Raw genomic sequence first — 14,629 nt, forward strand, 5'->3', positions numbered from 1 at the left:
GTTACGCGACGCCGACGATCTGGAGCTTGCTCTCCAGCGTCTCGCGATCGAACGGCTTCATCACATATTCGTCGGCCCCGGCCTCGATCGCGGCGCGGATATAGGCCATGCCGTTCTCGGTGGTACAGAACACCACCTTGGGATGCTGCCCGCCATCGCTTTCGCGCAGCGCGCGCAGGAAATCCATGCCGCTCATCACCGGCATGTTCCAGTCGAGCAGGATGACATCGGGCTGCTGTTCAGCGCAACGGTCCAGCGCCTCGCGCCCGTCGCCCGCTTCGCGGACCTCGAACTGCAACGTTTCCAGGATGTGCCGGGCGACCTTGCGGATCACCTTCGAATCATCGACGACCAGACAGTTCTTCATGACGACATCCTACTGTATACCAGGCCAGCCTAACGGCAGTTCGTAAGCAGGCCGTTAAAGGGGTCAGGCAGCGACCCGTTCGCCGCCGGCCGTCCGCGCGACGACGGCGGACAGGTCGAGGACAAGGACCGCGCGATCGTCATGGTCGATGACCCCGGCGACGACCGCCGCCCATGCCGCGCCGGGCATCAGGCCCGACGTCAGCGGCCGCAATTCGCAGCGATAAGCATCGTCGAGCATGTCGACCAGCAGCGCGTAATGATGGCCATCGACCTGCGTCACCACCGCCCGACGGCGCGGGGACGATGGGTGCGCCGGATCGATCGCGGTCGCGGTGTCGATCACCGTCACCACCCGGCTGCGCAGCGCGGCAAGGCCGCACACCGCACGCGCCGTGCGCGGCACCGGCGACACCGCCGTGATATCCACCACCGATTCGACATGATCCGACAGGATCGCGACATCCTGTCCGGCGACACGGGCAAGGAGGAACAGCTGCTGCATCGTCACTTCCCCACTGCCTGTCGCACCGCATGCAACACGCCTTCGCGGTCGTAGCGATAGATGCTGCCATCGCCGGTATCGGCGACCGACGCCCGCAGCCGGACGACCGGCGTCCGCCCGCCGGGGACCACCGCCGACGAATCCTCCGCCTGCGCCAGCACCAGCGCAGGCCGTTCGTCCTCCGCCAGCCGCTCGACCGCGCGATAGCCCGCCTGCTCCAGCATCGGCCGCAGGAAGGTGCGCATCCATCCCGTCCCGCCATCGGCCAGCAGGCAGGTCGGCCGCGCGGCGACCGCTTTGCCCATCGCCGGTGCCACTGCATGGGCATGGCGCTGGAACAGCCACAGCGGATCGACCTGTTCGACCTGTTCGCCCTCCAGCAGCACGATGCCCCCGCTCGGCCCGAATTCGGCCGCCGATGCCGCCAGTTCGGGCAGCATCACGATGTCCACCGCATCGTCGATGGCATAGGCCAGTTCGACCATGCCATCGGTCAGCCGCAGGACCGTCGTCACCCGGTCGACCGCATCGTCCGCGGTGGCCACCACCGGCAGCACCCGCCCGTCGATTGCCAGCCAGATGCGCCCGGTGCTGCGTTGCAGGCTGCCGGCGCGAATCCGCTCGATCCGGTCGATCACCCCCAGCGGGATCACCCGCCGCCGCCCGTCGAGGTCGTCGAACAGCAGCGCGGCGATGCCCGGTTCCTCGACCGCTTCCGCCTCTGCCGCCAGTTCGCGGTCCATCGCATCGGCGAAGGTCAGCCCGGCGGCATGCGCCACCCCGGCGCAATCGAGCATCAGCATCGGCTGTCCGGTATCGGGCAGCGTCTGTCCGGCGAACAGCCCGGTCGCCATCACCGCCGGTGCGGCGGGCTTCACCACCAGTTCCTCGGTATCCAGCACCTCGTCGACCGCGACCGCAAAATCGCCCGCGCCGATGCCGACCACGACCATCATCTTGCCCGCCGCATCGGGGCGCGGTTCGACGCCCAGCACCGCGCACAGGTCGACCACCGGCAGCCGCCGATCGCGAATCTGCGCGATGCGGATATCGCCCAGCTGGTCGATGCGGAAGTTTGCGCCGCGCGCCCGCACGATCTCGCCGATCGTCTGGCGCGAAATGGCGAAGCGATGCTCGCCCGCGCGTACGACGATCGTCGACACGATCGACAGCGTCAGCGGCACCTGCACCGCGATGCGCAGTCCGCGGCCGGGCTTGTTGTCCAGCGTGATCCGCCCGCCGATCTGGTCGATCGCCGCGCGCACCACGTCCATGCCGACGCCCCGCCCCGAAATCTCGGTTGCGACGTCGCGCGACGACAGCCCCGGCGCGAACACCAGCTCGCATTGCTGGCGCGCGGTCAGCCGCCGCAGCTCCGCCTCGCTGCGCTGCCCGCTGCCCGCCAGCTTCGCGATCAGCCGCTCGGTGTCGATGCCGCGCCCGTCGTCGATGATCTCGATGACGATCTGGTTGCCCGATTGCCGCGCGGCGACGTGCAGCCGCCCGCTCTCGCGCTTGCCCGCCCGGCGGCGTTCGGCCGGCGGCTCGATGCCATGGTCGATCGCGTTGCGGACCAGGTGGACCAGCGGGTCGCGCATCACCTCGATCATCTCGCGGTCCAGCTCGACATCGGCGCCGTCGACGCTCAGCGTCACTGCCTTGCCCACCGCCGCCGCCGTGTCGCGCACGATGCGCGGCAGCGGGGAGAACAGCGTCTCGATCTTCTGCATCCGCGTCCGCGTCACCGCGTCGCGCATGTCGGCGACCGACGCCGACAACCGCTCCAGCGCGCCTTCGACCGCCGGATCGAGGTCGAGGTCGCGCAGCCGCCGGATCAGTTCGTTACGGACCAGCACCATGTCCGACATGCCGCTCATCATCCGGTCGAGCAGGTCGACGTTCAGCCGGACGCTGCGCAGCGGCGCGCGGCCCTGCGCGATCGCAGCCGCCGCCAGCGGGGTCATCGCCTGCGCGACGCTTGCGCCCGGTGCCAGCGCGGCGATCAGCTCGTCCTCGCCCTCGTCGGTCAGCGGCAGGCCGGCGTCGATCGCCTCGACCAGCTCACCGATCCGGTCGATGATCGCCAGCACGGCGTCGACCAGGAACCGGTCGGGCCGCCGCTTGCCGTCGCGCACCTCGCACAGCGTATCCTCGGCAGCATGGCTGAGGCGCAGCAGGCGCGGCAGGTCGAGGAAGCCGCAGCTGCCCTTCACCGTGTGGACGAAGCGGAAAATGGCATCCAGCCGGGCGCGATCGTCGGGCGCGGCCTCCCACGCGACGACCTCCGTCGACAACGCCTCCAGCGTCTCGCGCGTCTCCGCAATGAATTCCTGTAACAGATCGTCCATGCGGCCCCGCCCGGTTGTGGCGCGACCATGGGCGGGATCAGGTTAAGACGTAGTTAGTGCGGGAAAGGGATCGCGCTCCCCTCCACCGCCACGAACGTCACCCCGTGACCAGCGACGCCCCGAACAGCAGCACCGGCGAATCCACCGGCGACACCTGCAACGTGCCGCCGCTCTGTTCGACCAGCTCGCGCGCAAGGCAGGCGGCGGCGGCGCGTGGCGTCATCATCGCGGCATCGCCCAGCAACGCACCACGCAATTCGGCGTCCAGCACGATGCGCAGGCCATCGGCCCGCACCGCGATATCGATGCCGTTCGCCGTCCGCTCCGCCCCGATGTCCAGCTGCCCGCCGCGCACCAGCGCGTCGCCCGCGATCAGCGCGAGGTTCAGCAGCACCTTCACCGCCGGCTTCGGCAGCGACGGCGCATCGACCATCCAGCCGAGCTGTACCCGGTGGTTGTCGCCGAACAGCCCTTCCAATGCGGCGCGGGCTTCGCGCGTATCGATCGAATCGCCCAGGCCACCCGACGCACCGAACGCCAGGCGAAAGAATTTCAGCTTGTTGGCCGAAGCCCGCGCGCTGTCCGCCAGCAGTTCGAGGCAGCGGGCGCGCATGTCCGGATCATGTTCGTCGGCCAGCAGCTCCAGCCCGTTGTTGAGCGCACCCACGGGGCTGAGCAGGTCATGGCACAATCGCGAACACAGCAGGCTGGCGAAATCGGCTGGGCTGATGTTCAATGCGACGACCCTTGTGCTTTGGCGAACGTCATCGTCCGCCCGGCCCCGTCCATGTGCACCGCTTCGCAGTTTTTTTCAACGTGGCCACCGGTGGATACCGCGAAGGCGACCGGATCGAACCGGCCGTACCGTGCGCCATTGGCGACCGCCCGCCACAGCCGCGCGGTCCCGCCGCCCATGATCAGCCACAACATCCCGTCCGCCGCCGCCTGCGCCGCATCGGTCAGCGACGGGTCGGCGCTGCCCGAGGGATGCGAATGATACCAGCCGAGCACCGCAGCCCCGCCCCGCCGGGCATCACGCAGCGCGCCGAACAGCACCGCCGGGTCGATTTCGAAATACCGCGCCGGATCGGCCGCGACATTTCCCGCCGGTTCCGCCACGGCGATGTGCCCATCCGTTCCCCGCAGGATGCCGCATATCTCGACCGGATTTTCGTTGGCGTCCCGTAACAGTCGCTGCAGCAGATCGCTTGAAAATTTCGGTTCCATCGCCATCTCCTACCCAATGGACCGGGGGGTTTCCACGATCGAGGCGCGCATCACCGACGCGGCGCACGGGCAACGGATCGACAAGGCATTGGCCGATGTCGTCGCCGACCTGTCGCGCGAACGGATCAAGGCGCTGATGGCCGCCGGCCATGTCCACAGCGCCGATGGTCCGGTGGCGGACGGCAAGCGGAAAGTCGCCGCCGGACAGGTCTTCACCATCACCCTGCCCGCCGCCGTGCCACTGGATAATATCGCGCAGGATATTCCGCTGGTCGTCGCCTATGAGGACGAGCACCTGATCGTCGTCGACAAGCCCGCCGGTCTGGTCGTCCACCCGGCCGCCGGCAATCTGGACGGGACGCTGGTCAACGCGCTGCTCCACCACTGCGCGGGCAAGCTGTCGGGGATCGGCGGCGTCGCGCGGCCGGGCATCGTCCACCGCATCGACAAGGATACGTCGGGCCTGCTGGTCGTCGCCAAGAACGACGTGACGCACGAAGGGCTGGCGCGGCAGTTCAAGGATCACAGCATCGACCGGCGCTATCTGGCGATCGCGGCGGGCCGGGTGTTAACTTCGACAGGTATGATCGACGCCCCGCTGGCGCGATCCCCCAATGATCGCAAGAAGATGGCGATCGTCCACAGCCCCACCGCTAAACATGCGGTGACCCACTTTCGCAAACTTCGGCAGCTGAACGGCGCATCGCTGATCGAATGCCGGCTGGAAACCGGGCGCACCCATCAGGTGCGGGTGCACATGGCGTCGATCGGCCACCCGCTGCTGGGCGATCCGGTCTATGCCGGACGGCGACCGGCATTGAAGGCGCAATTGGAAACGCTCGATTTCGCCCGACAGGCATTGCACGCCGCCCATCTGGGGTTCATCCATCCGGTCACAAAAAACGCTTTGTCGTTCGATAGTGACCTTCCGGCAGACATGCAGGAACTGTTGGACCATCTTCACGTATAGGTTTCGGCGATTCCGCACTGCGGCGTCGCTACAAGGACAAAGGGAGTTTCACGCGATGGCAACTGGCAGCAACGTCCCGGCGACGATCCCGGCGCTTGGCGGCGAGGCGAGCCTCAACCGCTATCTCTCGGAAATCCGCAAGTTCCCGATCCTTGCGCCCGAGCAGGAATATATGCTCGCCAAGCGGTTTCAGGAACATGGCGATCCGGAAGCGGCAGCCCAGCTCGTCACCTCGCACCTGCGCCTCGTCGCAAAGATCGCCATGGGCTATCGCGGCTATGGCCTGCCGGTCAGCGAACTGATTTCCGAAGGGAATATCGGGCTGATGCAGGGGGTGAAGAAATTCGAACCCGATCGCGGTTTCCGCCTCGCGACCTACGCGATGTGGTGGATTCGCGCCTCGATCCAGGAATTCATCCTGCGGTCGTGGTCCCTCGTGAAGATGGGCACCACGGCGGCGCAGAAGAAGCTGTTCTTCAACCTGCGCCGGATGAAGTCGAAGCTCGACGCGTTCGAGGATGGCGACCTCTCACCCGAACATCTCGCCAAGATCGCGACCGACCTCGGCGTGACCGAGGACGAGGTGACGTCGATGAACCGCCGCATGGCGATGGGCGGCGACACGTCGCTCAACGTCCCGATGCGCGAGGATGGCGAGAGCCAGTGGCAGGACTGGCTGGCCGATGACAGCCCCTTGCAGGACTCGGTCGTCGCCGAGGCGCAGGAAGCCGATGTCCGCCACGGCATGCTGGTCGAGGCGATGGACGACCTCAACGACCGTGAAAAGCACATCCTGACCGAACGCCGCCTGACCGACGATCCCAAGACGCTGGAAGAGCTGAGCCAGGTCTACGGCGTCAGCCGCGAACGCGTCCGCCAGATCGAGGTGCGCGCGTTCGAAAAGCTGCAAAAGGCAATGATGCGCCTCGCCGGCGACCGCCGGATGCTCGCGGCGGTGTAAGCTGAAGGGGTGGCGGGCCAAACCCGCCGCCCCGCTCCGTCATCCCCACCGCCCCTTCGTTATCCCGGCGAAGGCCGGGATCCATAACCCATGTCGCCCACGGCTCCTGCAACAACGCCAGTTGCCACCTTGCCCTTCCCCGCTTGCTACCGCTAGCGAGCTTCCATGCCCGCCCGCTCCGCATCCCGCCCAAAGTCCACCGCTAACCACAGCAACTGGGGCCGCCGCCTTACCGGCTGGGCCATCAAACTCGTCCTCGGCTTCGTAATCCTCTCGGTCCTCTGGGTCCTGATCCTGCGCTTCGTCCCCCCGCCGATCACCATCACCATGCTGGGCGACGTGCCGACCGGCCACGGCGTCACCAAATCGTGGCGCCCGCTGTCGAAGATCGACCCCGACATGCCCCGCGCGGTCATCGCCGGCGAAGACAGCCGCTTCTGCGCGCATAACGGCTTCGACTATCTCGCCATCGCCAACGCCGCCCGCCGCAATGCCGAAGGGGGCCGCATCCGCGGCGGATCGACCATCAGCCAGCAGACCGCAAAGAACGTCTTTCTGTGGCAGGGCGGCGGCTTTTTCCGCAAGGCCATGGAAGCCTATTTCACCGTCCTGATCGAAGCGATGTGGGGCAAACGGCGGATCATGGAAGTCTATCTCAACGTCGCCGAGACCGGCATCGGCACCTACGGCGTGGAGGCCGGCACCCGCCGCTATTTCAAGCACGGCGCCGACAAGATGGGCGCACGCGAAGCGGCCCAGATCGCCGCCGTCCTGCCGTTACCCAAGAAGCGCGCCGGCATCGCGCCGACCGGCTTCACCCGCCGCTACGCCCGCACGATCGAACGCCGCATCGGGATCGTGCAGCGCGAGCGGCTGGACAACTGCCTGAAATAACCGCCGTCCGTCTCCCGGCGAAGAGATGGCACTGACCGCCCGCCATAACAGATCACCCCAACCTACGCGGGGGTGACGCCAGTTCCGAGGGCCGATCGACATCTAACGATCATTCTGGATTTCTCGTCATTCCCGCGCAGGCGGGGATCCATAAACGCTGACGTTTCGGCAGGATTGGCGACGCTGGCGCATATGGACTCCCGCCTACGCGGGAGTGACGAGGGGGAATCGAGTAACCGCTCCCCATCAAGTGAACGGGAGGTCGATCGGTCCGAAGATGACGAGATCAGGTTACTTCGTCGCCCGCTCCACCGCATCCCCCGCCTTGTCCGCCGCGTCGCCGACGCTCTTCGCCGCCGACGTCACCGCGCCGGTCCGCGCATTGTCGTTGTTCGCATTGTTCAGCAGGAAATAGGCCCCGACGATCACCGCGAGCAGGATGGCAAGGCCAATCAACAGCCCGCCGCCCGATCCGCGCCGCTCGACGATGACCGTCTGCGGTGCGCCATTGGGGTTCGTTTCGATCCGGTCGCGGTCCATGGCATCCTCTCCCTGTCAGGTTGATATGCCCAAGAACCGTCACGTCCGCCGCTTGTTCCAGCAGCGTTCCAAACCGCTCAGAACGGCAGCTTGAACCCCGGCGGCAGCGGCAGGCCGTTGGTCAGCTTCGACATTTCGGTCGAACTCGCCGCATCCGCCTTCGCCCGCGCATCGTTGAACGCCGCGACGATCAGGTCTTCGAGCATCTGCTTCTCGCCCGGCTGCAACAGCGAGTCGTCAATATCGACGCCCAGGATGCGCCCCTTGGCCGACGCGCGGACCTTCACCAGCCCGCCGCCCGATTGTCCGTCGACCTCGATCGTGTCGAGGTTCGCCTGCGCCTTGGTCAGTTCGTTCTGCACGTTCTGCGCCATGGCCATGATGTCGTCGAGATTCTTCATCGCGCGATACTCCCGTCGCTGCGTTGCCAATGATCGAGGGTGGCGTCCGGAAACGCCGCCAGTGCCGCCTGTACCAGCGGCGATTTGAGGACCTGTTCGCGTTCCGATTCCGCCTTGGCCGTTTCCTGTTCGCGCAAGGTCGGTTCCCCCGCACCCTCGCCGATCAGAACGCGCCAATGGCTGCCGGTGATCCCCTTCAGCGCATTTTCCAGATCACGCGTGAAGTCGGCGGGCAAGGGCCGCGCCCCGCTCAGCTCGACCAGTTGCGGCTCCAGCCGGATCAGCCGCGCGCAATTGCGAAACTGCGCCTCCAGCGAATGCCGCCCATGCTTCGACAGCAGGGTCGCGATCTGCTCGGCCGTCTCGGGCAGCGGATCGGCTACCGCCACCGGCTCGGCGGCAGGCGCCGGTGCCGGAGTGGCAGGCGCCCCGATCGCCGGCATCTGCCCGGCGGCCAGCTGCTTCGCCAGCGTCCCCGGATCGGGCAGCGACGATGCATGGACGATGCGCAGCAACGCCATTTCGCACGCCTCGATCGGCAGCGCCGCGCGCGACACTTCCTCATGGCCCTTGAGCAGCAACTGCCACAGCCGATGCAGCATCGGGAACGACAGCGCGCTCCATCCATCGAACGCGTCGCGCTCCTCCGCCGACTGGCCCGGACCGCGGTCGCCGCCGACCTTGACGATCGTCACCGCATGCACCGTTTCCAGCAGCGTCCGCAGCACCGACGCCGGATCGACGCCCAGATCATATTGCGCCCGCAATGCCTTCAGCGCCCCCGGCGCATCGGCCTTCAGCAACAGGTCGAACAGCGTGCGGATCGCGCCCCTATCCGACAAGCCCAGCATTTGCCGAACCGCATCGGCGCGCACGCCTTCACCGTCCAGCCCGCCATGCGCGATCGCCTGGTCCAGAATCGACAGCCCGTCGCGCGCCGACCCTTCGGCCGCGCGCGCGATCAGTTGCAGCGCCTCCGGCTCCGCCTCGACGCCCTCGGCTTCCACGACATGCGCGAAATGCTGGCTGAGCAGATCGGCCGGAATCCGCCGCAGGTCGAACCGCTGGCAACGCGACAGGACCGTCACCGGCACCTTGTGCACCTCGGTCGTCGCCAGCAGGAACTTGACGTGCGCGGGCGGCTCTTCCAGCGTCTTCAGCAGCGCATTGAACGCTGGCGTCGACATCATGTGCACTTCGTCGATGATGTAGATCTTGAAGCGCGCCGACACCGCGGCATAGCGCACCGCCTCGGTCATTTCGCGCACGCTGTCGACGCCGTTGTTCGACGCGGCGTCGATCTCGATCACGTCGATATGCCGCCCCTCGGCAATCGCCCGGCACGGCTCGCACACCCCGCACGGATCGATCGTCGGCCCGCCCTGTCCGTCCGGCCCGATACAGTTCAGCGCCTTGGCGATCAGCCGCGCGGTCGACGTTTTGCCGACCCCGCGCACGCCGGTCAGCAGGAAGGCGTGCGCCAGCCGCCCGCGCTTGATCGCATTGCCCAGCGTCGTGACCATCGCATCCTGCCCGATCAGCTGGCTGAACGTCTGCGGCCGATATTTGCGCGCCAGCACGCGGTAGGGCTGCGCGGCGGCAGGCTGTTCGGGGATGTCGAGGGCGAGGAAGGAGTCGGACATTGGGGGTGTCTTAGCGGGTGGTGGCGGCGGTGTCGCCTGTCGTGCAAATGACCTTTGTCCGAATGTATCTCAGAAAGGTCCGGCGGACCGGTCTACGAAGCGCGTCTGACGCCCCGGTTCCCCGGCAGCGATCGTCGGGCGCAGTCTTGCACGAATGTCTTCAAGATGGGTGCGGGGCGCAATTCGCGCCGCCATTCTCCCACCGCAAAGACGATACGGTGCTCGGCGGCGCTGATCACCGAGGCCGGCGCGTAGCGGTCTACTTCGAGCGCATCCCCAGAGGTTGGCAGAGACCAGACCCGATCGTCCACGGTAAGGGTGAATTCTCGCGCGGCCATCGAATAACCGCCTGAGACAAGTGCGTAGCTCGGAGCGCCTCGGCAAGAGGCAGAGAAAACAGTCTGCTCTTGATCACCCCACCGATAGTCTAGACGAGTCGAGTACCCGTGGTGCTCCGGCCGGTATTCCCAGCCTGCATCGGAGCCTCCATTGGAGCCTGCGTCCCGACCGACTTCCCCACATGCTGTCGTCAGGATCAGGAACAGTGGCGCCAGAGAAGCGCACATCGTCCGCTTACGCATAAGCCCCTCGCCGCCATATAGGTTACACCAACAGCAGCTACGCCGCCAAAGCCTCCAACGCTTCGTTCGCCTCCATCCACTTCGTCTCCGCCACCTCGATCTCGGTATCGAGGCTCGCGCGGCGCTTCATCAGCTGCGCCATGGTCAGCTTCGCCAGTGCCGGGATCGCGTTCCCCGCCATCGCCGCGTCCAGCGCATCGCGCTGTTCGGTCAGCCGCGCCAGATCGCGTTCGATCGCCTGCGCGCCCTTCTTCAGCACCTGCGCCTTTTCGCGCGCTTCGGCGGCGGCCTTGCGGTCGTTCTTCTTGTTGGCCTTGGCCGCCTTTTCCTTCGCCGAATTGCCGAGGATCAGCGCGATATAATCGTCGATCGTCCCGTCGAACTCCTTCGCGGTCCCCTCATCGACCAGCACCAGGCGGTCGGCGGTCGCCTCCAGCATGTGGCGGTCGTGGCTGACCAACAGCACGCAACCGGTATAGGCGTTGAGCGCCTGCACCAGCGCTTCACGCGCATCGACGTCCAGGTGGTTGGTCGGTTCGTCGAGGATCAGCATGTGCGGCGCATCCCGCGTAATCAGCGCCAGCGCCAACCGCGCCCGCTCCCCGCCCGACAGCTTGCCGACCAGCGTGATCGCCTTGTCGCCCGAAAAGCCGAACCGCCCCAGCTGCGCCCGGACAGCAGCGGGCGACGCGCCCTTCATCTGGCGCGTCATATGCTCCAGCGGGGTGTCGTCGGTGCTCAGCTCCTCCACCTGATACTGGGTGAAATAGCCGACCTTCATCTTGCCCGCGGCGTTCATATCGCCGTCCATTGGCGCCAACTGCGCCGCCAGCAGCCGCGCCAGCGTCGTCTTGCCGTTGCCGTTGCGGCCCAACAGCGCGATGCGATCCTCGGGATCGATGCGCAGGTTCAGCCGCTTGAGGATCGGCGTATCGTTATACCCGACGCTCGCCATGTCGAGCGTGATGAGCGGCGGGCGCAGCTCGTCGGGATCGGGAAAGTCGAACGACAGGCTGGGGTCCTCCGCCATCGCCGCGATCGGCTTCATCTTGGCGAGGATCTTCAGCCGCGACTGCGCCTGCTTCGCGGTCGAGGCTCGCGCCGAGTTCTTGGCGACATATTCCTGCAGCTTGGCCCGCTGCGCCGCCTGGTTGACGCGCGCCGCCTCCAGCTGCGCCAGTCGTTCGGCGCGCTGCTTCTCGAACGCGTCATAGCCGCCCGGATAGAGCGTAATCTTGCCCTGGTGCAGGTGCAGGATATGGTCGACTACGTTGTTCAGGAAATCGCGTTCGTGGCTGACGACGACGATCGTCGCCTTGTAGCCTTTTAGGAAATCCTCCAGCCACATCACCGCTTCGAGGTCGAGGTGGTTCGACGGTTCGTCGAGTAGCAGCACATCGGGTTGGCTGAACAGCAACGCCGCCAGCGCCACGCGCATCCGCCAGCCACCCGAATAGCTCTCCAGCGGCCGCTGCTGCATTTCCTCGTCGAAGCCGAGGCCAACGAGAATGCGCGCCGCCCGCGCCGGCGCGCCATAGGCGTCGATCGCCAGCAGCCGTTCGTGGATATCGCCCAGCCGGTCGGGATCGGTCACCGTCTCTGCATCGTGCATCAGCCTGGCGCGCTCGACATCGGCCTCCAGCACGGTGTCGAACGGCGTCGCCTCGCCCGCCGGTGCTTCCTGCGCGACATAGCCGAGCCGCGAACCGCGCGGCATTTCGGCGGTGCCGTTGTCGGGTTCGAGTTGCCCGGCGATCACCCGCACCAGCGTCGACTTGCCCGCGCCATTGCGCCCGATCAGCCCGACCCGGCTGCCCGGAGGCAGCGCCGCACTGGCATTGTCGAGGATCGTCCGCCCGCCCAGGCGCACCGTGATACCGTTCAGATTGAGCATGGGCGGGCGCGTAGCAGTTTTTGCCGCGTTTGCGAAGAGCGGCGCGGAAGGCGCTTTCCTACATGGCACCGCCCCGCCATGATCCGCCCCGGCCGCATGGCGCGCCCGCTCTTTGACAGGTCCGATCGCCTGCGCGCGCTGCACGAGCCGCGCGCATTCCTATGCCCCAGGCGTCAACCCAGCAGTGGCTGGAGTCACCCTCGATACGGGCCAAGGACAAGGTTCACGGCTGCTGAAGCGATCGTTATTGCAACTGAATAGCAGCGCCGCACGAATTGCTTCGCGAGTGTGAACTTAGTGAACTTTGGCCGCTGGCCACCGATCCGCACCAAGGCCCGCCACGGGCAAAGCCCGTGTCGTCGGACGGCGCTCGACGCGCCGCCGGCCGGCCGCGCCGCATGGCTCGGCCTAGCTGCGCTACGCCTGGGCCGGCGCGGCAAACATCTGGCGCAGCTCGCTTTTCAAAATCTTCCCATTGGCGTTCCGCGGCAGCACCGTGTCGGAAAACCGCACCATCACCGGCACCTTGAAGCCGGCAAGCCGCGCACGAACAAAGTCTTGCAACTCGCCCTCGCTCGCCTCGCAGCCGGGGCACAGGTGAACGACGGCCGCCGGCACCTCGCCCAGCACCCGGTCGGGCACGCCGACCAGCGCAGCGTCGGTGACCGACGGATGCGCGTACAGCACGTCCTCGACCTCGATCGAATAGATATTCTCACCCCCGCGGATGATGATGTCCTTCGCCCGGTCGACGATGGTGCAGAACCCCTCCTCGTCCAGCCGCGCGAGGTCGCCGGTCCGGACCCAGCCGTCGATGAAGGTCTGCGCGGTCTCCTCCGGTGCATTCCAGTATCCGCGCACGATCATCGGTCCCCGCGCCCATAGCTCGCCGACCGCCCCCACCGGCTGTTCAGACACGCCATCGGGGCCGACGATCTTCAGGTCGGCGACCGGCACCGGCGCACCGCAGCTGGTCGGGCGCGCCAGATAATCCTCGCCGACATGCTGGGTGACGGTCGCCATCGTCTCGGTCATGCCCCAGCCATGGCCGGGCAGCGCGCCGAACACCTCGTAGATGCGCTTCACCAGGTCGGGCGCGGACGGCGCGCCGCCATATTGCACGACCTCCAGCGACGACAGGTCGTGGTTCGCGCGATCGGGATGCTCCAGCAACTGCCACGCGATCGTCGGCACGCCGCCGGTCACCTGCACCCGCTCCCGCTCGATCAGCTTGAGCGCCTCGCCCGCATCCCATTTGCGCATCAGCACCAATGTCGTGCCGCCAGCCAGCGCCCCCATCAACGACGCGCTGCACGCGGTCACATGAAAGAACGGGATGACCAGCAACCCGACCTTCGGTTGCGGCTCGGGCGGCATCTCACCCCGCCGCAAATAGGATCGCGCGGCGACATAGGCCGCCGACAGGATATTGGTCGACAGGTTGCGATGCGTGCCCAGCGCCCCCTTCGGCCGCCCGGTCGTGCCGCTGGTGTAAAAGATCGTTGCCGGATCGTCAGGCGCGATCACGACGTCGGGCAGCGGCACCTCGGGCAAGGTCGCATAACCGGCACAATCGCCGATCACGTCCTCCAACCGCCGCTCGATACCGCTTAGCGGCACCCGCGCCCGCGCGACGACGACCTGCTCCAGCCCCGACATCGCGCCATAATCGCCACCCAGCCGATCGTGCCGCTGGCGGTCGACGATCAACACCCGCGCACCCGAATCATTGACGCCGTACGCCAGCTCCTGCGGGCTCCACCACGCGTTGAGCGGCACGCAGATCGCCCCCGTCGCCACGATCGCGAAGAAGGCGACCGGCCATTCGGGCATGTTGCGCATGGCCAGCGCCACCCGGTCGCCCTTGCCGACCCCCATCGCGCCCAACTCGGCGGCCAGTGTCGCGATGGCGCGATATTGCGCGTCATAGGTAACGCGCTGCTCCTCGTGGATCGTCGCCAGCCGGTCGCCATGGGTGCGCGACAGCGCGATCAGCTGCGTCAGGTTGGCCGGCGCATTCTTCCAGACGCGCGTCTCGATCCCGTCGATCGTGGCGCTGTCCATCTCGAACGGCTGGCCCGGCGCGGTCAGCGCGGCCTGCACCTGCGCCATCGACATGCGCGGCCAGTCGGACGGCACCGCCATCGTTGCTTCGTCACCTGCCACGCAACCGCTCCCGCACTATTGTCGAAGGTCGGGTTTGCCCCGCCGCTCCGCTTTTCGATGCTGCGCACTATTGATTGTCGTTCCGCGAAAGGCAATAGAATGCGGCAACACTGCCGGCGTTTAGAAGGACCGG

At 66.9% G+C, this 14,629-nt stretch carries 13 protein-coding genes; 3 read left to right on the forward strand and 10 right to left on the reverse strand.

Going from position 1 to position 14,629, the window contains the following annotated elements; translation table 11 throughout:
- Nucleotide 1: 1 nt before the first annotated feature.
- From ASE58_RS00595 to ASE58_RS00615, 5 genes are all read right to left on the reverse strand, one after another.
- A complete protein-coding gene (locus ASE58_RS00595) occupies nucleotides 2–367 on the reverse strand; it encodes a response regulator (RefSeq protein ID WP_055761124.1) in 366 nt (121 codons plus the stop codon).
- 63 nt (nucleotides 368–430) lie between these two features.
- On the reverse strand, nucleotides 431–871 hold the full coding sequence (locus ASE58_RS00600; protein WP_055761121.1) for a chemotaxis protein CheW: 441 nt from the start codon (nucleotides 869–871) through the stop codon (nucleotides 431–433).
- A gap of 2 nt (nucleotides 872–873) precedes the next feature.
- Entirely contained in the window at nucleotides 874–3,219 is a 2,346-nt protein-coding gene (locus ASE58_RS00605; protein ID WP_055817019.1) for a chemotaxis protein CheA, read from the reverse strand.
- A gap of 97 nt (nucleotides 3,220–3,316) precedes the next feature.
- The gene (locus tag ASE58_RS00610) at nucleotides 3,317–3,955 is read right to left on the reverse strand and encodes a histidine phosphotransferase family protein (protein WP_055761114.1); all 639 of its coding nucleotides are present in this window, start codon (nucleotides 3,953–3,955) and stop codon (nucleotides 3,317–3,319) included.
- Nucleotides 3,952–4,446 carry a Mov34/MPN/PAD-1 family protein gene (locus tag ASE58_RS00615; protein ID WP_082467612.1) on the reverse strand — a complete coding sequence of 165 codons (495 nt, stop codon included), beginning with the start codon at nucleotides 4,444–4,446 and terminating at the stop codon, nucleotides 3,952–3,954. The genes ASE58_RS00610 and ASE58_RS00615 overlap by 4 nt, the downstream gene beginning before the upstream one ends.
- A gap of 16 nt (nucleotides 4,447–4,462) precedes the next feature.
- Between ASE58_RS00615 and ASE58_RS00620 the strand changes: the two genes are divergently transcribed.
- From ASE58_RS00620 to mtgA, 3 genes are all read left to right on the forward strand, one after another.
- Nucleotides 4,463–5,416: an RluA family pseudouridine synthase gene (locus tag ASE58_RS00620; protein WP_055817021.1), complete on the forward strand. Its 954-nt coding sequence runs from the start codon at nucleotides 4,463–4,465 to the stop codon at nucleotides 5,414–5,416.
- 55 nt (nucleotides 5,417–5,471) lie between these two features.
- Nucleotides 5,472–6,377 carry an RNA polymerase sigma factor RpoH gene (gene rpoH / locus ASE58_RS00625; RefSeq protein WP_055761109.1) on the forward strand — a complete coding sequence of 302 codons (906 nt, stop codon included), beginning with the start codon at nucleotides 5,472–5,474 and terminating at the stop codon, nucleotides 6,375–6,377.
- 165 nt (nucleotides 6,378–6,542) lie between these two features.
- Nucleotides 6,543–7,271: a monofunctional biosynthetic peptidoglycan transglycosylase gene (gene mtgA, locus ASE58_RS00630; protein ID WP_055817023.1), complete on the forward strand. Its 729-nt coding sequence runs from the start codon at nucleotides 6,543–6,545 to the stop codon at nucleotides 7,269–7,271.
- A 291-nt stretch (nucleotides 7,272–7,562) separates the two neighbouring features.
- Here mtgA and ASE58_RS00635 read toward each other — a convergent pair whose 3' ends face one another.
- The 5 genes from ASE58_RS00635 to ASE58_RS00655 form a co-directional block, all read right to left on the reverse strand.
- Entirely contained in the window at nucleotides 7,563–7,811 is a 249-nt protein-coding gene (locus tag ASE58_RS00635; protein WP_055817026.1) for a hypothetical protein, read from the reverse strand.
- A 77-nt stretch (nucleotides 7,812–7,888) separates the two neighbouring features.
- Complete coding sequence (locus ASE58_RS00640; RefSeq protein ID WP_055761101.1) at nucleotides 7,889–8,212, reverse strand: YbaB/EbfC family nucleoid-associated protein; 324 nt, start codon at nucleotides 8,210–8,212, stop codon at nucleotides 7,889–7,891.
- Entirely contained in the window at nucleotides 8,209–9,855 is a 1,647-nt protein-coding gene (locus ASE58_RS00645; protein WP_055817028.1) for a DNA polymerase III subunit gamma/tau, read from the reverse strand. The genes ASE58_RS00640 and ASE58_RS00645 overlap by 4 nt, the downstream gene beginning before the upstream one ends.
- Before the next feature lie 618 nt (nucleotides 9,856–10,473).
- Nucleotides 10,474–12,330: an ABC-F family ATP-binding cassette domain-containing protein gene (locus ASE58_RS00650; RefSeq protein ID WP_055817030.1), complete on the reverse strand. Its 1,857-nt coding sequence runs from the start codon at nucleotides 12,328–12,330 to the stop codon at nucleotides 10,474–10,476.
- A gap of 417 nt (nucleotides 12,331–12,747) precedes the next feature.
- A complete protein-coding gene (locus tag ASE58_RS00655; RefSeq protein WP_055817032.1) occupies nucleotides 12,748–14,475 on the reverse strand; it encodes a class I adenylate-forming enzyme family protein in 1,728 nt (575 codons plus the stop codon).
- Nucleotides 14,476–14,629 lie beyond the last annotated feature (154 nt).

The organism is Sphingomonas sp. Leaf9 (genome assembly GCF_001421355.1).
Lineage (GTDB): Bacteria > Pseudomonadota > Alphaproteobacteria > Sphingomonadales > Sphingomonadaceae > Sphingomonas.

What these genes read in the sequence shown, in the direction of transcription:
- ASE58_RS00595 (WP_055761124.1), bottom strand. Translation starts at nt 367, where the DNA reads ATGAAGAACTGTCTGGTCGTCGATGATTCGAAGGTGATCCGCAAGGTC.
- ASE58_RS00600 (WP_055761121.1), bottom strand. Translation starts at nt 871, where the DNA reads ATGCAGCAGCTGTTCCTCCTTGCCCGTGTCGCCGGACAGGATGTCGCG.
- ASE58_RS00605 (WP_055817019.1), bottom strand. Translation starts at nt 3,219, where the DNA reads ATGGACGATCTGTTACAGGAATTCATTGCGGAGACGCGCGAGACGCTG.
- ASE58_RS00615 (WP_082467612.1), bottom strand. Translation starts at nt 4,446, where the DNA reads ATGGAACCGAAATTTTCAAGCGATCTGCTGCAGCGACTGTTACGGGAC.
- ASE58_RS00620 (WP_055817021.1), top strand. Translation starts at nt 4,463, where the DNA reads ATGGACCGGGGGGTTTCCACGATCGAGGCGCGCATCACCGACGCGGCG.
- rpoH (WP_055761109.1), top strand. Translation starts at nt 5,472, where the DNA reads ATGGCAACTGGCAGCAACGTCCCGGCGACGATCCCGGCGCTTGGCGGC.
- mtgA (WP_055817023.1), top strand. Translation starts at nt 6,543, where the DNA reads ATGCCCGCCCGCTCCGCATCCCGCCCAAAGTCCACCGCTAACCACAGC.
- ASE58_RS00635 (WP_055817026.1), bottom strand. Translation starts at nt 7,811, where the DNA reads ATGGACCGCGACCGGATCGAAACGAACCCCAATGGCGCACCGCAGACG.
- ASE58_RS00640 (WP_055761101.1), bottom strand. Translation starts at nt 8,212, where the DNA reads ATGAAGAATCTCGACGACATCATGGCCATGGCGCAGAACGTGCAGAAC.
- ASE58_RS00645 (WP_055817028.1), bottom strand. Translation starts at nt 9,855, where the DNA reads ATGTCCGACTCCTTCCTCGCCCTCGACATCCCCGAACAGCCTGCCGCC.
- ASE58_RS00650 (WP_055817030.1), bottom strand. Translation starts at nt 12,330, where the DNA reads ATGCTCAATCTGAACGGTATCACGGTGCGCCTGGGCGGGCGGACGATC.
- ASE58_RS00655 (WP_055817032.1), bottom strand. Translation starts at nt 14,475, where the DNA reads ATGGCGGTGCCGTCCGACTGGCCGCGCATGTCGATGGCGCAGGTGCAG.